The organism is Plantactinospora mayteni, from assembly GCF_016862935.1.
GTDB classification, from domain to species: domain Bacteria; phylum Actinomycetota; class Actinomycetes; order Mycobacteriales; family Micromonosporaceae; genus Plantactinospora; species Plantactinospora mayteni.
The window spans coordinates 16,522-41,087 of record NZ_BONX01000046.1; the positions used below are offsets into that span (position 1 = coordinate 16,522).

The 24,566-nt window shown below is 72.3% G+C and carries 20 protein-coding genes; 12 read left to right on the forward strand and 8 right to left on the reverse strand.

Annotated elements, in window-relative coordinates:
- Positions 1–107: 107 nt before the first annotated feature.
- Positions 108–1,754 carry an RNA polymerase sigma factor gene (locus Pma05_RS30750; RefSeq protein WP_203860998.1) on the reverse strand — a complete coding sequence of 549 codons (1,647 nt, stop codon included), beginning with the start codon at positions 1,752–1,754 and terminating at the stop codon, positions 108–110.
- A gap of 289 nt (positions 1,755–2,043) precedes the next feature.
- On the opposite strand from Pma05_RS30750, the gene Pma05_RS30755 reads away from it, so the two are divergent.
- Positions 2,044–2,868, forward strand: a complete 825-nt coding sequence (locus tag Pma05_RS30755; RefSeq protein ID WP_203860999.1) for an inositol monophosphatase family protein — start codon at positions 2,044–2,046, stop codon at positions 2,866–2,868.
- Between the two features lie 3 nt (positions 2,869–2,871).
- Here the strand turns inward: Pma05_RS30755 and Pma05_RS30760 are convergent, their stop codons facing one another.
- On the reverse strand, positions 2,872–3,417 hold the full coding sequence (locus Pma05_RS30760; protein WP_203861000.1) for a LytR C-terminal domain-containing protein: 546 nt from the start codon (positions 3,415–3,417) through the stop codon (positions 2,872–2,874).
- 423 nt (positions 3,418–3,840) lie between these two features.
- On the opposite strand from Pma05_RS30760, the gene Pma05_RS30765 reads away from it, so the two are divergent.
- On the forward strand, positions 3,841–4,137 hold the full coding sequence (locus Pma05_RS30765) for a DUF4193 domain-containing protein (protein ID WP_203861001.1): 297 nt from the start codon (positions 3,841–3,843) through the stop codon (positions 4,135–4,137).
- A gap of 387 nt (positions 4,138–4,524) precedes the next feature.
- The gene (locus Pma05_RS30770) at positions 4,525–5,331 is read left to right on the forward strand and encodes a hypothetical protein (protein ID WP_372441581.1); all 807 of its coding nucleotides are present in this window, start codon (positions 4,525–4,527) and stop codon (positions 5,329–5,331) included.
- 81 nt (positions 5,332–5,412) lie between these two features.
- On the opposite strand, the gene Pma05_RS30775 is transcribed toward Pma05_RS30770, so the two are convergent.
- Positions 5,413–5,904: a DUF3093 domain-containing protein gene (locus tag Pma05_RS30775; protein ID WP_203861002.1), complete on the reverse strand. Its 492-nt coding sequence runs from the start codon at positions 5,902–5,904 to the stop codon at positions 5,413–5,415.
- 42 nt (positions 5,905–5,946) lie between these two features.
- Here Pma05_RS30775 and dut point away from each other — a divergent pair, with 42 nt between their 5' ends.
- The 4 genes from dut to Pma05_RS30795 all read left to right on the forward strand — a co-directional run bounded on the left by dut (position 5,947) and on the right by Pma05_RS30795 (position 8,721).
- The gene (gene dut, locus Pma05_RS30780; RefSeq protein ID WP_372441582.1) at positions 5,947–6,516 is read left to right on the forward strand and encodes a dUTP diphosphatase; all 570 of its coding nucleotides are present in this window, start codon (positions 5,947–5,949) and stop codon (positions 6,514–6,516) included.
- A gap of 110 nt (positions 6,517–6,626) precedes the next feature.
- Positions 6,627–7,370: a DUF3710 domain-containing protein gene (locus Pma05_RS30785; protein ID WP_203861004.1), complete on the forward strand. Its 744-nt coding sequence runs from the start codon at positions 6,627–6,629 to the stop codon at positions 7,368–7,370.
- Positions 7,371–7,598: 228 nt separating this feature from the next.
- Entirely contained in the window at positions 7,599–7,979 is a 381-nt protein-coding gene (locus tag Pma05_RS30790) for an OB-fold nucleic acid binding domain-containing protein (protein ID WP_203861005.1), read from the forward strand.
- Positions 7,980–8,022: 43 nt separating this feature from the next.
- Positions 8,023–8,721, forward strand: coding sequence for a DUF3159 domain-containing protein (locus Pma05_RS30795; RefSeq protein WP_203861006.1), 699 nt, complete (start codon positions 8,023–8,025; stop codon positions 8,719–8,721).
- Between the two features lie 186 nt (positions 8,722–8,907).
- Here Pma05_RS30795 and Pma05_RS30800 read toward each other — a convergent pair whose 3' ends face one another.
- Positions 8,908–9,600 carry a potassium channel family protein gene (locus tag Pma05_RS30800; protein WP_203861007.1) on the reverse strand — a complete coding sequence of 231 codons (693 nt, stop codon included), beginning with the start codon at positions 9,598–9,600 and terminating at the stop codon, positions 8,908–8,910.
- Between the two features lies 1 nt (position 9,601).
- Positions 9,602–10,267 carry a potassium channel family protein gene (locus Pma05_RS30805; RefSeq protein ID WP_203861008.1) on the reverse strand — a complete coding sequence of 222 codons (666 nt, stop codon included), beginning with the start codon at positions 10,265–10,267 and terminating at the stop codon, positions 9,602–9,604.
- A 330-nt stretch (positions 10,268–10,597) separates the two neighbouring features.
- On the opposite strand from Pma05_RS30805, the gene Pma05_RS30810 reads away from it, so the two are divergent.
- Both Pma05_RS30810 and Pma05_RS30815 read left to right on the forward strand, forming a co-directional pair.
- Entirely contained in the window at positions 10,598–12,721 is a 2,124-nt protein-coding gene (locus tag Pma05_RS30810) for an APC family permease (protein WP_203861009.1), read from the forward strand.
- The gene (locus Pma05_RS30815) at positions 12,718–14,211 is read left to right on the forward strand and encodes a class I SAM-dependent RNA methyltransferase (RefSeq protein WP_203861010.1); all 1,494 of its coding nucleotides are present in this window, start codon (positions 12,718–12,720) and stop codon (positions 14,209–14,211) included. The genes Pma05_RS30810 and Pma05_RS30815 overlap by 4 nt, the downstream gene beginning before the upstream one ends.
- Before the next feature lie 248 nt (positions 14,212–14,459).
- On the opposite strand, the gene Pma05_RS30820 is transcribed toward Pma05_RS30815, so the two are convergent.
- Both Pma05_RS30820 and Pma05_RS30825 read right to left on the reverse strand, forming a co-directional pair.
- The gene (locus Pma05_RS30820; protein WP_203861011.1) at positions 14,460–16,316 is read right to left on the reverse strand and encodes an RNA ligase family protein; all 1,857 of its coding nucleotides are present in this window, start codon (positions 16,314–16,316) and stop codon (positions 14,460–14,462) included.
- Positions 16,317–16,435: 119 nt separating this feature from the next.
- A complete protein-coding gene (locus Pma05_RS30825) occupies positions 16,436–16,687 on the reverse strand; it encodes a hypothetical protein (protein ID WP_203861012.1) in 252 nt (83 codons plus the stop codon).
- A gap of 424 nt (positions 16,688–17,111) precedes the next feature.
- Between Pma05_RS30825 and dxs the strand changes: the two genes are divergently transcribed.
- Positions 17,112–19,109, forward strand: a complete 1,998-nt coding sequence (dxs, locus tag Pma05_RS30830) for a 1-deoxy-D-xylulose-5-phosphate synthase (protein WP_203861013.1) — start codon at positions 17,112–17,114, stop codon at positions 19,107–19,109.
- 107 nt (positions 19,110–19,216) lie between these two features.
- Here the strand turns inward: dxs and Pma05_RS30835 are convergent, their stop codons facing one another.
- Positions 19,217–20,407, reverse strand: coding sequence for a hypothetical protein (locus Pma05_RS30835; protein ID WP_203861014.1), 1,191 nt, complete (start codon positions 20,405–20,407; stop codon positions 19,217–19,219).
- Between the two features lie 190 nt (positions 20,408–20,597).
- Between Pma05_RS30835 and Pma05_RS30840 the strand changes: the two genes are divergently transcribed.
- Complete coding sequence (locus Pma05_RS30840; RefSeq protein ID WP_239313421.1) at positions 20,598–22,592, forward strand: DUF6311 domain-containing protein; 1,995 nt, start codon at positions 20,598–20,600, stop codon at positions 22,590–22,592.
- On the forward strand, positions 22,553–24,544 hold the full coding sequence (locus tag Pma05_RS30845; RefSeq protein ID WP_239313424.1) for a DUF6311 domain-containing protein: 1,992 nt from the start codon (positions 22,553–22,555) through the stop codon (positions 24,542–24,544). The genes Pma05_RS30840 and Pma05_RS30845 overlap by 40 nt, the downstream gene beginning before the upstream one ends.
- Positions 24,545–24,566 lie beyond the last annotated feature (22 nt).

Sequence of the window (24,566 nt, forward strand, 5' to 3'; positions counted from 1 at the left end):
TGCCACCAGGGTGCCACGTCAACGATCACAAGTGGGGAACCAGCCGATCACGATGTGCCCGATGTACGTGTAGTGATCAGATGGACACGACTGGTTGACTTTTGGGGTCAGTCAAGATAGTCCCGCAGTACCTGCGAACGGGACGGATGGCGCAGCTTCGACATCGTCTTGGACTCGATCTGCCGGATCCGCTCGCGGGTCACGCCGTAGACCTGGCCGATCTCGTCCAGGGTGCGCGGTTGCCCGTCGGTCAGTCCGAAGCGCAGCCGCACCACGCCGGCCTCCCGCTCGGAGAGCGTCTGGAGCACCTGCTGGAGCTGGTCCTGCAACAGCGAGAAGGAGACCGCGTCGACCGCGACGACCGCCTCGGAGTCCTCGATGAAGTCGCCGAGCTGGCTGTCCCCCTCGTCACCGATGGTCTGGTCGAGCGAGATCGGCTCCCGGGCGTACTGCTGGATCTCCAGTACCTTCTCGGGTGTGATGTCCATCTCCTTCGCCAGCTCCTCCGGCGTGGGCTCGCGGCCCAGATCCTGGAGTAGCTCGCGCTGGATCCGGCCCAGCTTGTTGATCACTTCGACCATGTGTACCGGGATGCGGATGGTGCGGGCCTGGTCGGCCATGGCTCGGGTGATGGCCTGTCGGATCCACCAGGTGGCGTAGGTGGAGAACTTGTAGCCCTTGGTGTAGTCGAACTTCTCGACGGCGCGGATCAGGCCGAGGTTGCCCTCCTGGATCAGGTCGAGGAACGCCATGCCCCGCCCCGTGTAGCGCTTGGCCAGCGAGACCACCAGCCGGAGGTTCGCCTCCAGCAGGTGGTTCTTGGCCCGCTCGCCGTCCCGGGAGATCCACATCAGGTCGCGCTGCATCTCGCGGACGAGCTTCTCCTCGCCCTCCTCGGCGGCGCGCAGCCGCTCGGCGGCGTAGAGCCCGGCCTCGATCCGCTTGGCGAGTTCGACCTCCTGCTCGGCGTTGAGCAGCGGGACCTTGCCGATCTGCTTGAGGTAGGCCCGGACCGAGTCCGCCGAGGCGGTCAGCTCGGCGTCCCGGCGCGCCTGCTTGAGCGCCTCGGACTCCTCGTCGTCCCACTCGAAGTCGTTGTCGGTCGCGGCGTCGGCGGCGTCCGCCTCGGCGGCCTTGGTCAGCTCGGCCGGCTCCTCGACCACCACGTCCTCGATCGCGGCGGCAAGCTCCTCCGGATCGATGTCCTCGCCGGGACCGTCCGGATCGCCGCCCTTGGTCGGGGCGGCGCCCTTGGCGGCCTTGGCCGGGCCGGTGCCGGCGGCCTTGGTCGCCGCCCGGCCGGCCTTCGCCGGAGCCTTGGCGGCCGTCTCAGCGGCCTTCGCGGCCGGCTTGGCGGCACCGGCCGGCGTCGCCCCGTCGGCCGCGAGCGCCGGCTTGCGGGCCGCCGGCTTGCGCGCCCCGCCGGCCGACTCGTCGGCGGCGGGGGCCTGCTTCGGGGCCGGCGGCGCCGACTTCTTGGTCGCCTTGGCGGTGGTCGCCCGCGACGCGGGAGTGGCGGACCGGGCGGCGGCGACCCGGCGACGGGTACTCGCCGAGCCGTCGACCACGACGGTGACCCCCGCGTCCGAGAGCGCACGCAGGATCTTCTTGGCCTGGGCCGGAGTCACCTCAGCAGACTCGACCGTACGCGCCAGCTCGGCCGACGTGAGCTGGCCGCCAGCGTTCTGCGCGTGGGCGATCAGGGTGTCGGTGAGCGAGCGTACGTCGGCGCCGATGTGGCGGGGTTCTGTCACGAATGACCTTCCGGAGGCGATGAGCGAGCACGGCCGGGATCGGCCGGCGCAGCGCTATGCGTTGTGTCGGGCCGATGTGGTTGAGGGACCCCCGTGTCCCGGGCCGGCCGGTGCTCGGCGGTCCGTGGCGCGTGGGCAGGCGTGAATTGTAGCGCCGTCTGCGGCGATCATCCCGCGCCGCACGCCGGAGACGTGGTCCGGGGCCACCGACCCGATGCGCGTGTTGACTTTGTAAGGATGATACTCGCGCCAGGGGCGAGACGTCACAGGCGTGCGGGAAGGGGACGTCATGGACGGTACGACACCGGCTCCGGAGGAGCTGCTGAAGATCGCGGTCGAGGTGGCCCGGGAGGCGGCGGAGACCGCGTGCCGGATGCGCGCCGACGGAGTTTCCGGGGTGGCCACCAAGAGCACCGTGACCGACGTGGTCACGGCCGCGGACCGGGCGGTCGAGCGGCAGGCGGTCGCGACCCTGCGGGCGGTACGGCCCGGCGACGCCGTGCTGGGCGAGGAGTACGGCGACGCCGAGGGTGCCGGCCCGGCCGGCGGCAGCGGCGTACGGTGGATCCTCGACCCGATCGACGGCACCGTGAACTACCTCTACGGGCTGCCGCACTACGCCGTCTCACTGGCCGCCGAGGTCGACGGCGAGGTGGTCGCCGGAGTGGTCCGGAACGCCGCCACCGGGGACGAGTGGACGGCCGTCCGGGGCCGGGGCGCCTACCGGGCCGGCCAGCGGCTGCACGGCTCGGTGGAGACCGATCTCGGGCAGGCGCTGGTGGCCACCGGGTTCGGCTACGACCCCGCGCGCCGGGCGCACCAGGCCGGGGTGCTGCACCGGCTCATCCCGTACGTCCGGGACATCCGCCGGTTCGGTGTCGCCTCGATCGACCTCTGCCTGGCCGCCGAGGGACTGGTCGACGGCTACTACGAGAAGGGCCTGAACCTCTGGGACCACGCGGCCGGCGGGCTGGTCGCCACCGAGGCCGGGCTCCGGGTCGACGGGCTGGCCGGTGCCGCCCCCGGGCCGGACCTGGTGATCGCGGCCCCACCGGCCCTGTTCGGTCCGCTGCACGACCACCTGGCCCGGCTCGACGCGGCCGGCGGCCCCTGACGGTCAGCTCAGGTCGGGGTCGGCGCAGGTCCGCGGCGGAAGCTGGGTACTCGCGCTGTCGCGCTGGGTCAGCGCCTGGTTGACCTCGGTGATGGTCGCCAGCTGCTTGAACTCGCCGCCGATGACGACGTCGACCACGTCGTTGTCGCGGTCGAGCTGGAACTCCGGCTCCGCCTCGTTCAGGAAGTACGCCCTGAGCACGTGGTACGAGCCGACGCCCTTCGGCCCGTACCGCAGCACCGCGACTTCGTCGTCGACGCCCTTCTTGTTCGGCTCGTTGCCGGCCTTGAGGACCTGGAACTGCCGGTTCTGGAAGTCGGTCTTCACCGTGTTGGCCAGGCCGGCCGTCTCGGTCGCGTTGTAGACGTTGATCTTGATGTCCTTTGGCTGCCGCAACCGGGTGTCGGCGAGCTTGTCGCCTTCCTGGCAGTGGCTGGCGGCCTCCTTGCCGGCCTGGGTGTCGCGGACGAGGGTGACGGCGACGAACACCAGGGCGATCACCGCGAGCACGCCGACGACGAGGAGGGCTCGGACGCGCGCGAAACTCATCTGCTTGGCTCCCCGAAGCTGGTGTGGAAGAGAAGACGCCGGCCGGCCGACCGACGGGCCGCCGTGGCTATCGAGTATGCCGGTGACGCTAGCCGTTGTCCGACCGGGTGCTGAATCCGCCAGGTTTGTCGGCGCGCCGACGACGATCGGCCGACCACTACCCCTATCTTCGTGTCGCCTGAGTCACATTGGGAACAACTCCGCGCGCTCGGACGTACATGCATGCCGCAGGGACGGTATACATGCCTCGCCCGAAGGGGGGTAAGGTACCCCGCTCGCCGGGGGAGTTCCGTCCGGCGGCCACGACCCGGAACGTGCGCCGGGTCGGGCGACCGGAAGTGATGGCCGGCCAGCGGGAACCGAAACAGCGTCCTCCGGCGTTACAACCGGAAGCGACTATATCGATATGGGAGAGTGAGACCGATGGCCACCGACTACGACGCCCCGCGTCGCGACGAGGTCGACCTCGGCGAGGACAGCCTGGAAGAGCTCAAGGCTCGGCGGGTCGACTCACAGTCGGCCGCAGTGGACGTCGACGAGGCCGAGGTCGCCGAGAGCTTCGAGCTGCCCGGTGCCGACCTGGCCGACGAGGAGCTCACCGTGAAGGTGCTGCCGATGCAGTCGGACGAGTTCCGCTGCGCGCGCTGCTTCCTGGTGCACCACCGCAGCCAGCTCGCGGTGGAGCGCAACGGTGAGCTGATCTGCCGCGAGTGCGCCTGACCGCCGCGGCCGGAGCGGCCTTCCCGGGCAGGGGAGCCGGTCCGGCGGTAACCGGGTGAGTCTTCCGGGACGGGGGGAGCGGCGACCTCCACGGCTGGGGGTCGCCGCGCGTGATTCGACATGCGGGGTTGGCGGGCAACTGCTTGACTCGATGCGCGTGCTGGCACGCCCAACCGACGACACGCGCTGGAGGTCATGATGAGCCGCTCCGACCGGCCGTCCGACGCTGCCTCGCCGGGACCGGCTGACACTGTCTCGCCGGGATCGGGCGGCGCTGCCTCGCCGGGACCGGCTGACGCTGTCTTGCCCGGACCGGGCGGCGCTGTCTCGTCGGGGTCGGGCGACCAGGACGGGTACGCCGCGCTGGTCGGCGATACGACCTCGGCCGTGCCCACCGACCCGGACCTGCCCGCCGACCCGGACGCGGCGGCCGATACCTGGTCGGGCGGGGAGTTGGCGCACCGCGACGACGAGTTGAGGTCGACCGTCGCCGCACTCACCGCCGACGAGCTGAACCAGTCCCGTCGGCGACGGCTGCTCGGCCGGCTGGTCAGCCAGGTGCGGACCGGGCGACCCGGCAACCTGTTCAAGCCGAAGACGGCGGTCCGCTGGCTCACCGACACGGTGGCGGAGATCGCGCCGCACATCCCGGTGCGGGACCGGGAGACCCTGCTCCGGCACTTCGACGGTCTCGACGGGGACGCGCTGGCCGACCGGCTGATCCGCAACGCCGTACGGGCCACCGCCGGGGTGGGCGCGGCCGGTGGCGGGGTCGCTGCGGTGGAGTGGGCGGTCACCCCGACCCTGCTCTCGGCACCGGTGCTGCTGGCCGCCGAGACCGTCGCGGTGGTCGCCATCGAACTCAAGCTGATCGGCGAACTGCACGAGGCGTACGGCGTGCGGCTGCCGGGCGGCACCAGCCAGCGTGCGGTCACCCTGATCCGCTCCTGGGCCGCCCAGCGCGGGGTCAATCCGCTGCTGCCCGGGGTCGGCGTCGGCGCGGTACTCGGTACGGCGGCCCGCCGGGAGCTGCGGGACCGGCTGCTGCGGCGATTCGGCCGCAACCTGACCACCCTCGGGCCGTTCCTGACCGGCGCGGTGGTGGCCGGTTTCCTGAACGGCCGGGCCACCCGGGGACTCGGCGACCGGGTCCGGGAGGACCTCCGCCAGGGCCCCAAGGCGCTCGACGGATGACCGAGCGACCCTGGCGGTCGCGCCGGATCGGGCCGGATCGCGCCGGGGCGACCAGGCACCTACCCGGGATGTCGGGCCGGGTCAGTTCGGGTCGCGGGCCGCGAGGATCGCCTCGGCCAGGCGTACCGGGTGGCGGGAGCTGACCACCCAGTAGGGCGTCGGGTCGGCCGGGTCGTCGAGGACCACCTGCACCGCCCCGGGCACCCACGGGCGCTGCACCACGAACGCCAGCGGGTCGGCACCGACCCCGAGCACCTCGCGCCGGCCCTCGGCGTCCAGCGGGATCGCGTCGGCGACGAACCGCACCGGCAGCCGGGCGTCGTCGACCAGGAGTTCGCCGTCGCGTACGGCGATTCGGATCCGGCCGAGCCAGCCGAGGCCGGCTACGGCCAACGGGAGTAGGAGTACGAACGGCAGCCAGGAGCGTACGCCGGTGGAACCGAGCCAGAGTTCGGTGGCCAGCAACCCGGCGGCGGCGGTCCCGGCCAGCCAGAGCCACCAGGGCAGGGTCAGCCGCTCGGCGTACCCGGCACGGGTCGGTACGACGGCGGGCTCGGAACTTGTCGGGGCCACGCTGGAAGGGTACGGCCCGATGCGGCCGGTCGACCCGGCAGGATGGGGGCAGCACCGGTGGATCCGCGAACCTGCCAGGAGAGTGAGAGCGTGACGCACGTGCTGCCCGTACCCGTCCGGCGACTCGATTCCGACCTGCCGCTGCCGGCGTACGCCCATCCCGGCGACGCCGGCGCCGACCTGGTCGCCGCCGAGGAGGTCGAGATCCCGCCCGGCCAGTGGCGGCTGGTCCGGACCGGCGTCGCGCTGGCGCTGCCCGCCGGCTATGTCGGGCTGGTCCATCCACGGTCGGGGCTGGCGGCCAGGCTCGGTGTGACCGTGCTGAACGCGCCCGGTACGGTCGACGCCGGTTACCGGGGCGAGATCCTGGTCAACCTGGTCAACCACGACCGGGTCTCCCCGGCGAAGATCTCCCGGGGCGACCGGATCGCGCAGTTGCTGGTGCAGCGGGTGGAGCGGGTGGAGTTCCTGCCCGTCGACGAGTTGCCCGACTCCGCCCGGGGCGCGGGCGGGCACGGCTCGACCGGCGGGCACGCCGGCCTGGTCACCGCCGACCACCCGGGCGGGCGGGTCGAGCGGGTCGAGCGGGTCGAGGGGACGGACAACCGGTGAACCGGCCGGAAAGAGGTGCCCGGGTCGGCTGTCGCCGTACGCCGTGGCCGACAATGCGAGTCAGATCCGCCCATCCGGCAGCCGGAAACGGAAGGTAGCAGGTAAGCACGATGATCTTCTCCCGAGGACGCGGCGGGCGCCACTCCCGCGACGAGCGCTCCGGTCGGCAGTCGGCCGACACCCAGGACCTCGCCGCCGCGGCCGAGCCCGACGGGCCCAGGCACGGGCCGTACGACATCGGCGACGCGCCGCCGGAGGCGCAGCGGCTCGACCTGGGCAGCCTGCACATCCCGGCCGTCCAGGACGTGGAGGTGCGCGTCCAGGCCAATCCGGACGGGGTGATCCAGCAGGTCGTCCTGGTGCACGGCGAGAGCGCCCTCCAGTTGGGGGTCTTCGCGGCGCCGCGTACCGAGGGCATCTGGTCGGAGTGGCGGGAGGAGATCCGCACCTCGCTGGCGGCCGACGGGGTGGTGGCCGAGGAGGTGGACGGCGAGTACGGCACCGAACTGCGGGCCCGGGTCCGTACCCCGGACGGCGGCGTCGCGGACCTGCGGTTCGTCGGCGTCGACGGGCCGCGCTGGATGATCCAGGGCGTCTTCCAGGGCCGTGCCGCCAGCGACCTGGCGGCGGCGGAAACGCTCACCGAGTGCCTGAATGGGCTGGTGGTCGACCGGGGGCAGGAGGCCAAGCCGGTCCGCGAGCCGCTGCCGCTGCGGCTGCCCCGCGAGGCGGCCGCCCCGGCCGAGTCGCAGCCGGACCACGGCGGTTCCGACGCGCCGGTCAACGGCGTGGTCTCGGGCCACCAGCACCCACACCGCTCCGAACCGCGACCCCGCCGCCCGGACGGCTCCTGACCGGGCCGCCGGTCGGGGGCGCAGGTCCGGGCGCCGGTGGCGGGTGGTCGAGGGCAACCGCCGGTGAGCGGACCGCTCCTGACCTGACGTGAGCGGACCGCTCCTGACCTGTGCGCCAGCGGGTGGCCGGCGTAGACGTGCCGAACCGGCGTACGCTTGCGGGACGGCTTCACGGAGTCGTGTCGAGCACGTGCCGGGGCGGCGCGTCGAGGAGGGTGACACCGGGTCATGGCGACCGACCAGGGCCGAGTCTCGTGGCGGGGCTTCCTGCAACGGCTGACCGCGAGCGAGGCCGAGATCGAGGCGGAGGAGCTGCTCCGGGAGAGCGCCGAGTGCGGCAGCACCCCGGCCGGGCAGTGCAGCCGGGGCCAGTTGGTGTCGGTCTCCGGCCGGCTCCGCACCGTGGTCTACACCCCCCGGACGAACCTGCCGACCCTGGAGGCGGACCTCTACGACGGCAGCGACATCGTGACCCTGGTCTGGCTGGGGCGCCGGCACATCTCCGGGATCGAGCCGGGTCGGCAATTGACCGCGCGCGGTCGCATGGCGGTACGGGATGACCGTAAAGTCATCTACAACCCGTACTACGAGCTGGAGTCGCCGCGGTGAGCACGGACGGCGGCGAATCCGGCCGCGACCGGAAGACACGCAGATGACCGCTGGACAGCCCCGCACCGACAGCCCGGGCAGCGACCCGACGGCCGGCCGAACCGAGGAGGAGGAACCGCTCCCCAGTCTTACCGAGCAGATGGCCGAGCAGCTCGGCGGCTGGCGGGGGATGGTCGAGTCCAGCATCCCCGTGATCGTCTTCGTCGTGGTCAACATCATCACCGAACTGCGTCCCGCGCTGATCGCCTCGATGGCGGTCGCGGTGCTGATCGCGGTCGTCCGGCTCGTCCAGCGGCGACCGGTCCGGCACGCCGTCAACGGCCTGGTCGGGATCGGAATCGGCGCCATGATCGCCTGGCGTACCGGTGACGAACGGAACTTCTACCTGCCCGGCATCCTCTACGGCATCGTCTACGGGCTGGTGCTGCTCGGCTCGGCGGTGATCCGCCAGCCACTGGTCGGCTGGATCTGGTCGATCATCGCCGCCGGTGGCCGGTCGGAGTGGCGGCAGGATCCCCGGCTGGTCCGCACCTTCACCCGGCTCACCGTGCTGTGGGGTGTGGTGTGGCTGGCCAAGGTGGGTGTGCAGGCCGGGCTCTACCTGGCCGAAATGGAAACGGCGCTGGGCATCGCCCGGCTGCTGCTCGGCTATCCGCCGTACGCGCTGCTGCTGGTGATCACCATCTGGGCGGTACGCCGGGTGAACCGGGTGCCGACCGTGCCTGCCCCGCTGGGCGGCTGACCGCCGCGCAAGCAGGGCTCCGGCCGGATCGGCTCCGAGGGCTGGCTGAGCGCCGCCGGCTTGGCTCTGAACCGATCGGCTCTGGCGGCTGGCTGGCCGCCGCCGGCAGGGCTCCGGCTGATCGGCTCTGGCGGCTGGCCGAGCGCCGTCGGGAGGGAACTGTCCGATTGGTTCCGGCGGCGGCCGTCAGGCGCTGCTGCCTCGGGTCCGTTCGACGCTGTCCGGGCCCAGGATCACCTTGCGGACGTCGTCCTCGACCTCTGCGGTGCACACGAAGATCAGCTCGTCGCCGGCCTCCAGCGGGTCGTCGGGGCTCGGCACCAGCACCCGCTTGCCGCGCAGGATGGCGGTCAGCGCCGAGTCCCGGGGCAGCGGCACGGAGTGGATCGGATGCCCGACGTACGGTGCGGTCGGCGGCAGGGTGATCTCGACCAGGTTCGCCTCGCCCTGCCGGAACGTCATCAGCCGGACCAGGTCGCCGACGGTGACCGCCTCCTCGACCAGCGCCGCCATCACCCGTGGCTTGCTGACCGCCACGTCGACCCCCCACTGGTCGGTGAAGAGCCACTCGTTCTCGGCCCGGTTGATCCGGGCGACCACCCGGGCGACCGCGAACTCCGTCTTGGCCAGCAGCGAGACCACCAGGTTGACCTTGTCGTCGCCGGTGGCGGCCACCACCACGTCGCAGCTCGCCAGGTCGGCCTCCTCGAGGCTGGCCAGCTCGCAGGCGTCGGCGAGTATCCACTCGGCGGCCGGTACCCGCTCCGGGCGGAGCATCTTCGGCTTCCGCTCGATCAGCATCACCTGGTGCCCGTTCTCGATCAGCTCCTGGGCGATCGAGCGGCCCACGTTGCCGGCGCCGGCGATGGCGACCCGCATGTCAGCGCCCTCCTTCCGGCGGCGAACCCGCCACCGTCGTCACCTGGTCGGCGATGTCGTCGGTGACCAGCATGGAGACCTGGTCGCCCTCCTGGAGCACGCTGGACGCGGTCGGCAGGGCGGCGATGCCGAACCGGGTCAGATATCCGACCCGGGCGCCGGTCGCCTCCTCCAGCCCGCGTAGCGGTCGGCCGATCCAGTCGTCGTGCACCGGTACCTCGATGACCGAGACGGTGCTGGTCGGGTCGCGGAAGATCTCCACGTGGCCCTCCGGCACCAGATGCCGGACGATCCGGTCGGCGGTCCACCGGACCGTGGCCACGGTCGGGATGCCGAGCCGCTCGTAGACCTGGGCCCGCTTGGAGTCGTAGATCCGGGCCACCACCCGGGAGACGCCGTACGTCTCGCGGGCCAACCGGGCCGAGATGATGTTGGAGTTGTCGCCGCTGGAGACGGCGGCGAAGCCGTCGGCCCGCTCGACGCCGGCCTGCCGGAGCACCTCCGCGTCGAACCCGGCCCCGGTGACGGTGACCCCGCCGAAGTCCGGGCCGAGCCGGCGGAACGCGTCCGAGTCCTGGTCGATGACGGCCACCGAGTGGCCGCGCGCCTCCAGGTTGTGCGCGAGGGTCGAACCGACCCGTCCACAGCCCATGATCACGACGTGCACGGCAAGTCCTTCCGGGTCACCGCGGGACCGACCCGTCCGGTGGGGTGATGTCACCATGAGCGTAGCCATCCGGCCCCCCACCCGTGCCGCCCGACCTCCCCGCGTCGCGGGATCTCCGGCAGGGAAGGGGTCGACGAAGGCGCTGTCCCGGCTGCGGTGCCCCTCGTAGCGGCGTCCTGCCGGTCGTACCGCGATCTCCGCACGGCCCGGACCGACCCGGAACTCCTGGTCCGGTGACCCGTCGCCCCGGCCGTCGTGTTAGCCGGCTCACCGGGAAGATCGGCCGCACCGGCCGGCCGGGCGAATCCGGCACCCGTACCCTTAGCGGTTGTGGCCAGTCCCACCTCGTTAGTCAAGCGCCTGCTGCTGGGCCGACCGTTCCGGTCCGACAAGTTGCAGCACACCCTGCTGCCGAAGCGCATCGCGCTGCCGGTGTTCGCCTCCGACGCGCTCTCCAGCGTGGCGTACGCCCCGGACGAGATCCTGCTGACGCTGTCGATCGCCGGCGCCTCGGCGTACCTCTTCTCGCCGTGGGTCGCGCTGGCCGTCGTGGTGGTGATGCTCACCGTGGTGGCGAGCTACCGGCAGAACGTGCACGCCTACCCCTCCGGCGGCGGCGACTACGAGGTGGCCACGGTCAACCTCGGGCCGAAGTTCGGCGTCGGGGTGGCCAGCGCGCTGCTGGTCGACTACGTGCTGACCGTCGCGGTCTCGGTCTCCTCCGGGGTGGCCAACCTCGGGTCGGTGCTGCCGTTCGTCTCCGAGCACCGGGTCGGGGTCGCGGTGACCGCGGTGGTCGTGCTGACCGCGATCAACCTGCGCGGGCTGCGGGAGTCGGGCACCGCGTTCGCGATCCCGACCTACGGCTTCATGATCGTCATCATCGGGATGATCCTCACCGGGCTGGTCCGGGTCTTCGTCCTCGGCCACGACCTCCGGGCGCCGAGCGCCGACCTGGTGGTCAGCGCCGAGCACGCCAACCTGACCGCCTTCGCGATGGCCTTCCTGCTGCTCCGGGCCTTCTCCTCCGGCTGCGCCGCGCTGACCGGGGTGGAGGCGATCTCCAACGGCGTACCCGCGTTCAAGCCGCCGAAGAGCCGCAACGCCGCCACCACGCTGTTGCTGCTCGGCTCGGTGGCGATCGTGATGATCATGGGAATCATCTGGCTGTCCCGGCTGACCGGCCTCCAGTTCATGGAGGACCCGGTCCGGCAGCTCGAACACGGCCCGGCCGGCTACGTGCAGAAGACCGTGACCGTGCAGCTCGGCGAGGCGATCTTCGGCAACGGGGTGCTGCTCTTCGTGGTGGCCGGCGCGACCGCGCTGATCCTCTTCCTGGCCGCCAACACCGCGTTCAACGGCTTCCCGGTGCTCGGCTCGATCCTGGCCCAGGACCGCTACCTGCCCCGGCAACTGCACACCCGGGGCGACCGGCTGGCGTTCTCCAACGGCATCGTCTTCCTCGCGGTCACCGCGATCCTGCTGATCGTCGCCTTCCAGGCCGAGGTGACCCGGCTGATCCAGCTCTACATCGTCGGCGTCTTCGTCTCGTTCACGCTCTCCCAGGCCGGGATGATCCGGCACTGGAACCGGCTGCTGCGTACCGAGCGGGATCCGGTGGTGCGGCGCCGCATGATCCGGTCCCGGGCCATCAACGCCTTCGGGATGGGCCTGACCGGGGCGGTACTGGTGGTCGTCCTGATCACCAAGTTCCTGCTCGGCGCCTGGATCGCCATTGCCGCGATGGCGGTGATCTACGCCATGATGCTCGGCATCCGCCGGCACTACGACCGGATCGCCGCCGAGCTGACCCCGGCCGAGGGGCGTCCGGTGCTGCCGGCCCGCAACCACGCGATCGTGCTGGTCAGCAAGGTGCACCAGCCGACCCTGCGGGCGGTCGCCTACGCCCAGGCGACCCGGCCGGACACCCTGACCGCGCTGACCGTGAACGTCGACGAGGCGGACACCCGGGCGGTGCAGGCGGAGTGGGAACGGCACGGGGTGACCGTCCCGCTGACCGTGATCGACTCGCCGTACCGGGAGATCACCCGGCCGATCCTCGACTTCGTCGCGTCGGCCCGCCGGGAGTCGCCGCGCGACGTGGTCACGGTCTTCATCCCGGAGTACGTCGTCGGGCACTGGTGGGAGAACCTGCTGCACAACCAGAGCGCGCTGCGGATCAAGGGTCGACTGCTCTTCGAGCCCGGGGTGATGGTGACCAGCGTGCCGTGGCAGCTCGCCTCGACCGCCCGGAAGAACCTGGACCGGTTCGACGCCACGCTCAGTCGCGGACCGGCCCGGGGGCCGCGCGGCGGTGCCACCGTCGGCGGGCTGCTCGGGCCGCGCCCGCCGTCGAACACCGCCGCCGCGCCGGCACCGCCGCCCCCGCTGACCGGTACCGACCTGGACGAGCCCCCGCCCGGCCCCGGCCGCGACACCGCCGGTCCCCGATGAGCATCGGCGAGCGGTCCCGGGTGTCCGGGGCAGGTCCGGGCGAGGCAGAGCGGGTCGAGTTGACCGTCGGCCCGGTGGCGCACGGCGGGCACTGCGTGGCCCGGCTGGACGGGCAGGTGGTCTTCGTCCGGCACGCGCTGCCGGGTGAGCGGGTGGTCGCCGAGATCACCGAGGTACGCCGGGACTTCCTGCGGGCGGACGCGGTGACCGTACTCGACGCCTCGCCGGACCGGGTCGTCCCGCCGTGCCCCTGGGCGGGGCCGGACCGGTGCGGCGGCTGCGACCTCCAGCACGTGGCACCGGCGGCACAGCGACACTGGAAGGCCGAGGTGGTAGTCGAGCAGCTACGCCGGCTGGCCGGACTGACCCCGGAGGAGATCACCGAGTTGGACGTCCGGGTCGACGAGCTACCCGGCGGCCCGCTCGGCTGGCGCTCCCGGGTCCGGTACGCGGTGGACGCCGCCGGCCGGGCCGGACTTCTCAAGCACCGGTCGCACGAGGTGGTCCCGATCGACCGGTGCCGGATCGCCCGCCCGGCGATCCAGGAACTGCCGGTACTGGCACCCAGCGGTCGGCGCTGGCCCGACGCCGACCTGGTGGAGGTGGTCGCCTCCTCGGCCGGCGACCTGACCGTACGTGAGCGGCGTGCCACGGGCGTATCCGTCGGCGGCGACCTGGGCGACATCGCCGTTCCTTCCGTCGGCGTTCCGCCTGCTGGCGGCCTGCCCGTCGCCGTTCCGCACTCCGGTGGCCCGGTCGGTGGCGGTGCCGACCCGATGGAGGGCGCCTCCGGCCAGGGTGCGGGCGGCCCGGCCGGCGACGGTGCCGCTGGGCTGGGTCAGGGCGCTGGGCTGGGTCAGGGCGCTGGCGGGCCGGGGCACCGGTCGGAGCGGGCGGTCGGGAACGGTACGGCGGGGCGGGTCCGGGAGGTGGCGGTCGGCCGGACGTGGCGGCTGCCGCCGGAGGCGTTCTGGCAGGTACATCCGGCGGCGGCGGAGACGCTGGCGGCGGCCGTACTCGATCTGCTGGCGCCGCGGCCCGGCGAGTCCGCCTGGGATCTCTACGGCGGTGCCGGGCTGTTCGCGGCGGCGCTGGCCGACCGGGTCGGTCCGGCCGGCCGGATCACCCTGGTCGAGTCGGCCGAGCCGGCGGTCGAGGCCGCCCGGGACAACCTGGGCGACCTGCCGCAGATCGAGGTGGTCCGGGCGTCGGTCGGCCCGGCGCTGCGCCGCCGCCGGATCGTCGGACCGGTCGACCTGGTGGTGCTGGACCCGCCACGCGCCGGAGCCGGTGCCGAGGTGGTCCGGGCGGTCGCCGCGGCCACCACCCGGGCGGTGGCCTACGTGGCCTGCGACCCGGCCGCCTTCGCCCGGGACGCCCGGACGTTCCGGGAGGCGGGCTGGCGGCTCGCCGCACTGCGCGGCTACGACCTCTTCCCGATGACCCAGCACGTGGAACTGGTGGCGCTGCTGCTGCCCGCCGAGGACTGAGCCCGCCCGGCGGCGGAGGGCTTGAGCCGGAGGGCGGCGGAGGGCTGAGTCCGGCCGGCGGCGGCGGAGGGCTGAGTCCGGCCGGCGGCGGCGGAGGGCTGAGTCCGGCCGGCGGCGGAGGTCGACACCCGGAGTGGAGTCGACCTCCGCCGCTGCCTCAGCGGCCGGTGCGCCCGCGCCTCAGCGGCCGATGTGGCTGCGCCCAGCGGCCGGTGTGCCCGCGCCTCAGCGGCCGGTGTGCCCGCGCCTCAGCGGCCGGTACGGCGGCGCTTCAGGGTCCGCTCGTAGTCCTGGAACCGCGCCTTCGCGATCGCCGACCGGGTCTCCGAGCGCAGCACGATGCCCTCGGCCCGGCCCGGCGTACCGTCCAGGGCCACCGTCGTCGCCGGCAGGAGCTCGGCGAGGAGTCGGTGGGTCTTCTCCAGGTCGGTCGGCAGCTCGGCGGCGTCGACCGTGCCGAGCCGGGGCACCGTCGGCAGCCCGGCTGCCTCGGCCCGGGCCAGCAGCTCCGGCTCGGCGAGGAACGGCTGACCCGCCGACTCCCGCCAGGACGAGATCCGCTCGACCGGCCAGTCCAGCAGCTCGGCGTAGTCGTCCAGCACGACCACGTCGAAGAGCCGGGCACCCACCGTACGGGAGTCGGTGTAGTGCTTCGACGCGGCGGTCACCTTGCCGCCGTAGACCTCCAGGTAGTGCACCACGATCGCGTCCCGGTCGACCGGGGGCAGCCGGTCGGCGATCGGGCGGAGCGCCTCGACGATGCCGAGCGCCGGGTTGCCGATCAGGTCGCCCCGGGCGTAGAGCAGCTCCTCGCGGCTGCCGATCAGGTAACTGCCGTCCGGCAGCGAGACGATCCGACCGTTGGAGTTATGGACGAGAACGCCGTTGGCGAAGAAGTTGTGGGTGCCCGTCTCGATGTCGCGGCGGGTCGAGCGGACGCCTTCGACGTCGAATTCGATCTCCTCGATCACCTGGTTCACGATCGGAGGCTTGAACCGCATCCCGGCCGGTGGAAGCCACCCTTCGTGCCCACGGTACCGTTCCGGCAGCTTTCGCTGCATCGCCGGCGGCACATAGGGTGCGACGAGGAGAAACAGCCGCTCGGCGGCGGTGACGTTGAGGCGGATGGTCAGATACCCGCGGCCGTCACGCATCAGCTCACCGTTGACGCCGAGTCGTGCGAGGCCCCGTAGCAGCACCGCGCAGTCGCGCTCGTTGAAGCCATTCGTCGAGAAGGTCGCCCGATCTTCCTGGTCCGGGCTGGTCATCAGCGAGCCATCGTCCATGTACCAGAATGCCAGGGCGATCGGGTCGAGTGCGTCAGCCACCCACTCGGGCACGCGCTTCTCACCCGAGTCGGTCATGTCGCCAAAGTGCTCTGTGATGCACGGGTGGAACGTGGACCGGCCGGACACAATTGTGCTGCCGTAGCCGCTGGTGAGGTTGCGTACGGCTTCGCTCGCAAGATCACCAATGGCCCGTTGGGTCCAGGCCACGTACTCCGCATCGGGTTGGCGATGGCCCCACACAACCGCCGAGCTACCTGATGCGGCGCGATGGAGGTGGCCGTCGCCGAGCAGTTTGCCGAGCAACACCGAAAATTGGCACGGAGAGAGGTCGAGTTCACTCCGTAGGAGGGACACTTCGTCACCGACGCTCATCTTTTCAGCCGGAATGTACTCGCTTCGATCCGGTGACCAGAACCGGTGATTCGGCGTACAGGTGACCGAGAAGAACGCGCTTCCCCGCCCCGCCCCAAGCCGGCGACCCTTGATCCTCATCCACGTCTCGGCCTTGCCGTTGTTGAAGGTCTGGAGTATCGGGGTGGCTATCACCGAGCCGCTTTCGTCGACGCCCAGGACCTCGTCGCCGGCGCGGAGGGAGCCGAGAATCCTACGGGTGCCGTCAGCCATCGAGATTCGTGTCGTATACGGCAGGCAGCCGTCGACTTTCTCGGTCAGCAGGACCCGGCCAGCGAAGGCGACGGTCTCGTCGAGCAGCCCACCGTTGCGCGGGTCGAGCGAGTGATAGGTCGGGATGGGCGGGTATTTCGTCAGCGAGTTGACGGCCGTCAGGTTCGCCGTACGGACGTTGAAGTCGGACATGCTGCCTCCCCGTGATCTGTGCTGCCATCCACCCATCGGTGGTTCCGGCAACTCTGCGGGATCCGGGGTGGGCGGGCAACACAGATCCCGGCGTGGAAATCAGGGGATCAGCCGCGGGTTCAGGGGGTGGCGTGCAGGGCGGACCGGGGCGGGGTGTGGACCGCCTCCGTATCCCGGCGGGCGGCCCGGGCGGCGGCCCGGTCGCGGAGCCGGATCCAGGCGATGATCAGCAGAATCAGTGGCAGCAGCGGCAGCGCGATCAGCAGTACGATGCCGACCGCGAGGAGCTGGCCGGTGGCGTACCGGCCGGATGTCGGGGTGGTTCGGGCACGGCCGGTGGACCGGTCGGGACGGGAGCCAGCAGGCGACATGTCGAGACCTTAGGGGAGGGTCGGGTTACCGGCCATGCTACGGCCGTTGGCGGCATCTGCCCGATTTTTCGTTCGTTCGGCGGAGCCCCTGCCCGCCACTCGCGGTGCGGAGTCGTCGACTGTCCGCGACGCTTCCGCCGTCCGGTCAACGGGACTCTGCCGATCGCCAACCGCCCGGTACCGGCCGGCGAAGCGGTTCGCCGGCCGAAGCGCCCGGCATCGGCTACCCGGGCTCGCCGGTTGCCGCACCCAACCGCTTCCGACCCGGACAGCCCGGTGCGATCCGTGGCACTGGTTCGGCGGCCCGGCTGCGGGCCGGCCCGGCACCGATAGACTCTGCGGCTATGAGCCTGTGTAGGGAGCGAATCAGCCAGCCCAGCGCCGTGCGGCCCGATACCCCTGCCGAGCGCGGCGAGGTGACGGCATGACGGTGGAGGAGCCGGAGACGTCCGCCGGACGGCTGTTGGGCGCGGTCCGTGGGCCGCAGGACGTCAAGCGGATGTCCGCCGAGGAGCTGGCGTTGCTCGCCGCCGAGATCCGGGACTTCCTGGTCGCGAAGGTGTCCCGGACGGGCGGGCACCTCGGCCCGAACCTCGGGGTGGTCGAGCTGACCCTGGCCATGCACCGGGTCTTCGACTCGCCCCGGGACCGCTTCCTGTTCGACACCGGCCACCAGGCGTACGTGCACAAGATGCTCACCGGGCGGCAGGAGGGCTTCGACCAGCTCAAGCAGCGCGGTGGCCTGTCGGGTTACCCGAGCCGGGCGGAGAGCGAGCACGACCTGGTCGAGAACTCGCACGCCTCGACCGCGCTCTCCTATGCGGACGGGCTGGCCAAGGCATACGCGCTGCGCGGCGAGTCGCGCAACGTCGTGGCGGTGGTCGGCGACGGGGCGCTGACCGGCGGCATGTGCTGGGAGGCGCTGAACAACATCGCCGCCGCCCGCAACCCGCTGGTCATCGTGGTCAACGACAACGGCCGGTCGTACGCGCCGACGATCGGCGGCCTGGCCGACCACCTGGCCACGCTGCGGCTCAACCCCGGCTACGAGAAGGTGCTGGACGTCGTCAAGGAGGCGCTCGGCTCCACCCCGCTGGTCGGCAAGCCGATGTACGAGGTGCTGCACGCGGTCAAGAAGGGCGTCAAGGACGCGGTCGCCCCGCAGGCGATGTTCGAGGACCTCGGCATCAAATACCTGGGCCCGGTCGACGGGCACGACGTGGCCGCGATGGAGTCGGCGCTGCGCCGGGCCAAGGGCTTCGGCGGGCCGGTGATCGTGCACGCGGTGACCCGCAAGGGTCTGGGTTACCGCCCGGCCGAGGAGGACGACGCCGACTGCCTGCACAGCCCGAGCGCCTTCGACGTGGAGACCGGCAAGCTGCTGGCCGCGCCGTCGGTGAAGTGGACGCAGGTCTTCGCCGACGAGCTGGTCGCGATCGCCGACGAGCGGCCGGACGTGGTCGGCATCACCGCCGCGATGGCCGAGCCGACCGGGATCGCCGCGCTGGCCCGGAAATACCCGAATCGGGTCTACGACGTCGGCATCGCCGAGCAGCACGCGGCCACCTCGGCCGCCGGCCTGGCCATGGGCGGCCTGCACCCGGTGGTGGCCGTCTACGCGACCTTCCTGAACCGCGCCTTCGACCAGGTGCTGCTCGACGTCGCGATGCACAAGCTCCCGGTGACGTTCGTGCTGGACCGGGCCGGGATCACCGGCCCGGACGGGCCGAGCCACTACGGCATCTGGGACATGTCCGTCTTCGGGGTGGTGCCCGGGCTGCGGATCGCCGCCCCCCGGGACGCCGCGACCCTGCGGGCGGAGCTGCGCGAGGCGGTCGCCGTGGAGGACGGGCCGACCATCCTGCGCTTCCCGACCGGTTCCGTCGTCGCCGACCTGCCGGCGGTGCGCCGGATCACCGCCACCGACTCGGTCTCCGGCGGCGTGGACGTACTCGCCGAATCTGCCCGTACCGACGTCCTGCTGGTCGCGGTCGGTGCGTTCGGGAAGCTCGGCGTCGAGGTGGCCGCCCGGGTCGCCGAGCAGGGCTACGGCGTGACGGTGGTGGACCCGCGCTGGGTCCGGCCGGTCCCGCCGGAGCTGGTCACGCTGGCCGGCAGCCACCGGCTGGTGGTCACCGTCGAGGACGGCGTACGCGCCGGTGGGGTCGGTGACGCGCTGGCCAAGGCGCTGCGCGACGCCGACCTGCGGGTGCCGGTACGCGACCTCGGCGTGCCACCGGTCTGGCAGCCGCACGGCACCCGGGCGCAGATCCTCGCCGACCTGGGACTGACCGCGCAGGACGTGGCCAGGGACGTCACCGGCTGGGTCTCCCAGCTCGACGACGAGCCGATCGCCCCAGTCCAGGTAACCACCACCCCCCACACCGCCCAAACAGCCAAGGGCCGCAACGGCCGCGCCTAACCCCCCGAAGATCCTGCTATTTACCTGATGTAGTGGCCTCACACCGAGGATGAGGCCACTACATCACTGGAACAGCGCGATCGTGCGGGCCCCGCGGTGGGGGAGTTTCAGTTGCCGCCGGCGGAGCGGGTGGTGGTCTTGTCGAGGGCGATCAGGTTGAACGTCTCGCGGGTGGCCGGATTCGGCACCACGACCAGGCCGGGCCGGTCGACCAGGCGGGTCGTGTTCGGCGGCAGCGCGAGGCTGGTATCCGGGCTCGGCTGCCAGACCAGCACCACGACGGGGCTGGAGAGCGGCAGGACGTACACCTGGAGCGGCTCGAGCCGGTCGGCGGCCGAGACCACCGGCGGACCCTCGGCGGGCCGGAGCAGGGCGGCCGTCATCATGCCCTCGTCGGTACGCCAGCTCATCTGTTCGAGCTTGGCCGGCTGCTCCCCGGCGCCGACCAGCTCGACCTCGGCCAGCGACTTCGTCGACACCCGGTCGATCGGCCAGGAGACCGGCACCGAACCGGGATGGGCCTCGCCGTGCACCCGGTGCGGGATGCTGCCGAACGGACCGGTCTTGGTGCCGAGGGCGCAGGTGTCGAGGTTGTTCAGCACGGAGGCGCCGGAGCCGGTGTCGTCGCCGACCAGCGGATAGCGCGGCCCCTCGATACCGGTGCCGAGGTCGACGAGCCGGTCGGCCGCCTTGCCACTCGGCAGCGACTCGCTGGGGCGCAGCCGGGCGGTGACGGTGCGGGCGGCGCAGGCCGGCACTGCGACCGGGCCGGTCAGGCCGTCGGTGACCGCCAGCGGCCGGCGGTCCGAGCCGAGCAGCCGGTCCACCCGGGCGGAGACCAGATAGCGCCGGCCGGTGGGCAACTGCACCGGCAGCACGTCGGAGTAGACCAGGTAGCCGGGGTCGGTGTATTCGACCGCCCGGTCGACCGTGAACTCCGTTCCGTCGCCGGTCAACTGCAAGAGCCAGGAGCCCGCCTCGCCGGGCACGTCGGCGGCGACCAGCGCGAGTCGGCCGCCGTCGACCTCGCCGAGCCAGAGGATGCCGGAGGAGGGCAGGTGCGCCCGGTCCTCGACCGGGGTGCGCCACGCGTCGACGGCCCGGGCCACCGCCGCGGTCGCTTGTGGATCACCGGCCAGAGCACCCCGGGAGGGCCACACCTGGAGCGTACCGTCCAGGGTGTCGTAGCCGACCCGGAGCGCGATCGGAGGTTCCTTCGGGACGGCGCCGCACCCGCCGGTGAGGAGGGCCAGCGTGAGGGCCGCGCCGACGATCCCGCTACGAGGGAGTGAACCCACCGCTGTGCTCCCGATCCGCCTCAGTCGTCTACAGATGCCACATCCTACGAGATCTCGGACGCGGCTCGGGCGGGACCCGGGAAAGCCCGGCCGATCGGGGACCGCCGGCCCGACGACACGACCCGCCCTGCGGAAACCAGCCGCCCAGGCAACTGGGACCAATGGGGTACTCCTGTAGACTCCGCCGACTGTGACGCTTGCCCAGCCACGCCTGCACAACAGCACGCCGGATCCGGAGGGCCCCGAGTCAGGAAGCCGTACGGCGACCGGAACCGACGGGGGCGCGGCGGAGCCGGCGGGTTCGGGCGCCGGTTCCGAGACCGGCTCGGAAACCGCGTCGGCGGCGCCCGCCGACCGGGAGCCGGCGCCGCGTTCCGACGACACCGGCGAGGACTCGGGTACCCCGGACCGGAACACCGGCCAGCCGGCCACCCGGCCGGCCCGCTGGCCCACCTGGCGGCGTGACCTCGCCGTCTACGCGGCCTTCCTGGTCGCCGGCTTCTGGGTGACCAGCCAGATCTGGCTCGACCCGGCCGGTCGGGTCGCCTCGCTCTACAGCAGCGACCCCGCGCAGGTGCAATACTTCCTCGCCCACTCCGTACGGGTGGTGCTGCACGGCGAGTTCCCGTTCTTCACCGACCGGTTGAACTATCCTGACGGCGTCAACCTGATGGCCAACACGGCGATCCTGGGGCTGGGCATCCCGATGGTGCCGATCACGCTGCTGTTCGGCCCGGCGGTGTCCTTCGTGGTGCTGGTGACGCTCGGCCTGGCCGGCACCGCCTCCGCGTGGTACTACGTGATCTCCCGGCACCTGGTCAGCGCGCCGATCGCGGCGATCGCCGGCGGCTGGTTCTGCGGCTTCTCCCCGGCGCTGCTGTCACACGCCAACTGGCACCCCAACATCATCTCGCAGTTCCTGCTGCCGTTCATCGTCTGGCGGGTCCTGGTGCTGACCCGCTCCACCCGGCCGCTCCGGGACGGCGTCATCCTCGCGCTGCTGGTCACCTACCAGGCGTTCATCAACGAGGAGATCCTGCTCTTCACCGCGATGGCCTGCGGGGTCTTCCTGCTCGCGGTACTGGTGCAGGAGCCGGCCCGGTGGAGGGCGGCGTGGCGCCCGCTCGGCGCCGGCATCGCGGTCTGCGCCGTACTCGCCGGGGCGCTGCTGGCGTACCCGCTGATCGTGCAGTTCGCGGGCCGGCAGGCGTACCACGGGCTCAGCGACGCGGTCCGGGACTACGGCAACGACCTGGCGGCGTTCTTCGCACCCGGCTCCGCCACGCTCGGCGGCAACCAGCGGGCCAATCTCGACCTCGCCCCGAACTATTCCGAGGAGAACGCCTTCTTCGGCTGGAGCCTGGCGCTGCTGACCGTGGCGATCGTGGTCTGGCTCCGCCGCGAGGTGCTGATCCGGGCGCTCGCGGTGACCGGCCTGCTCTTCGCGATCCTCTCGCTCGGCGAGCGGATCTCCTGGTGGAACCGGGGCGCCTTCTGGGGGCCGTGGGACATCCTGGTCCGGGCCCCGCTGCTCGACGCGGTGGTGCCGACCCGGTTCGGCCTGATTACCACAGTGGTGATCGGGCTGCTACTCGCGCTCGCCACCGACCGGGCCTGGAAACTGGAGATCGCCGACCGGCGCACGCTGCGTACCGTGGTGGTGGCCGTGCTGGCGATCGCGCTGGTGCCGATCCTGCCGCTGCCGCTGCGCGAGGTGAGCCGGCCGCCGGTGCCGCACTTCATCACCTCGGGCCAGTGGCGGCCGTACGTCGGTCCTGACCAGACGCTGGTGCCGGTGCCGATCCCCGCGATGGGGCACACCCACGGGATGCGCTGGGCCGCCGCCACCAACCTCGACTTCAAGATGCCGGGCGGCTACTTCCTGGCTCCCCGGAACGGGAACACCGGCGACGCCGGCCGGTTCGGCGGGCGGCCCAGCGGGCTCAGCGCGGTACTCGACCGGGTCGCCACCAGCGGCCAGCCCGCGACGCTGACCGACCGGCAGCGCCGGCGGGCCCTGGACGAGTTGCGACACTGGCAGGCCGCGATCCTGGTGCTGCCGGTGCGGCAGGACAACGTGGAGGCGCTGCGCAGCACCGTCGACCAGCTCGCCGGCCCGGCCCGGCGTACCGCCGACGTGTGGGTGTGGGACGTCCGCGCCCTGACCAGCCGCACGGCTGGGTGAGCGGGCCGGGGCGACCCGCCGAGACCGCGCCGGACGTCGCGGTCCCGGCGGCCGTGCCGGCGGCGACCGTCGACAGCTGGAGGGTGGTACGCCGCACCGCCGCCCGGCTCGGCGCGCGGCACGTCAGCCGGCTCGGCGCGCTGCGCGCGTGGTCCACGCGGCGGCGGGGCGGACTGGTCGACGCGGCGGTCGTGCTGCTCTACCTGGCCGCCGCCGGTCACGTCACCTCCGGGCTGTGGCTGCACCGGGACCGGATGACTAACGCCGGCAACGACATGATCCTCTTCGAGTGGATGCTGGCCCGGGCCGCCCGGGCGGTGACCCACCTGGAGAACCCGTTCTACAGCACCGCGTTGAACGCGCCGGACGGGATCAACCTGATGGCGAACACCTCGGTGCTCGGCCTGGGCGTGCCGTTGACCCCGGTGACCCTGCTCCTCGGTTCGCAGCACAGTTACCTGCTCGCGGTCGTGCTCTCGCTGGCCGGTACGGCCACCGCCTGGTATCTCTTCCTGTCCCGCCGGCTCGTCCGCTCCCGCCTCGGCGCGGCCGTCTCCGGGCTGTTCTGCGGGTTCGCGCCCGGGATGATCTCCCAGGCCACCGGGCACCTGCACATGATCGCCCAGTTCCTGGTGCCGGCGATCCTCGCGGTGGTCTTCGACCGGCGCACCGACCGGGTCCTCCGGCGCGGCGTACTGCTCGGCGTGCTGGTCGGCTACCAGGTCTTCCTCGGTGAGGAGGTGCTGGCCTTCCTGGTACTGGCCTGCGGGGTCTTCACCGTCGGCTACGCCGTCTCGGCCCCGAGGAACGCCCGGCGGCTGGCTCCGGCGTTCCTCGGCCGGCTCGGCGTCGGCACCGGGGTCGGGGTGGTGCTGCTGGCGTACCCGCTGTGGTTCCAGTTCTTCGGGCCGGGGCACTATCGCGGGCTGCCGTTCGACCCGAAGGCGTACCCGCTGGACCTGGCGTCGTTCACCGCCGCGTCCCGACAGTCGATCACCGGTCACGAGTCGGTGCCGGGCATGCTCTCACCGAACCTGACCGAGGAGAACTCCTTCTTCGGGCTGGCCCTGATCGTGCTCTGCGCGGTGGTGGCGATCTGGCTGTGGCGGCGACCGTTGGTGCGGGCGCTGGTGCTCTGCGTACTGATCTTCGCCGCGCTGTCGCTCGGCGAGAACCTGCGGCTGGGCGGGGAGGTGCTGGACCTGCCCGGCCCGTACCGGCTGGTCTCCGGGGTGCCGCTGATCGACCTGGCGGTGCCGGCCCGGTTCCCGCTGATCTGCGTACCGGCCCTGGCGATCCTGCTGGCGCTCTCCTTCGACGAGGTCTTCCGGCGTGGGGCGGCGGACGGCCGTACCGGGGACGTCGCTGCGGCGGGTGGCGGTGCGGTGCCGGTACCCGGGGCGGGGGTGGCCGGCGGGCGGGTGCCGATCCGGCTGCTCTGGACCGGGGCGGTGGTCGCGGTACTGCTGCCGCTGGCCCCGACGCCGCTGCACACCAGGCCGGTCTGGCCGGTACCGGATTTCGTGGCCAACGGCGAGTGGCGGTCGTACGTGCCGCCGGGGCGTACCCTCGTGGCCGTGCCGCCGACCCGGGGCTCCGAGGGGACCGCCGGGATGTACTGGTCGGCCCGGACGGGGCTGGACTTCACCGCCCCGGGCGGCTACTTCATCGGACCCACCGGCCCGGACGATCCGCAGGCGCGCTGGGGTGCGCCGGACCGCCCGACCGCGATACTGCTCGACCGGGTCGCCGCCACCGGCGAGGTGCCGTCGATCGGCGACGTCGAACGGCGGCAGGCGATCGAGGACCTGCGGCACTGGCGGGCCGCGATCGTGGTGCAGGGCGGCCTGCACCGGGGCGTACCGGTCAAGGAGACCCTCGACCAACTGCTCGGGCCGGGCCGGGACATCTCCGGCGCCTGGGTGTGGGACGTCCGCGCCCTCGTCGACTGAGCCGACGCCCGGTCGGCCGACG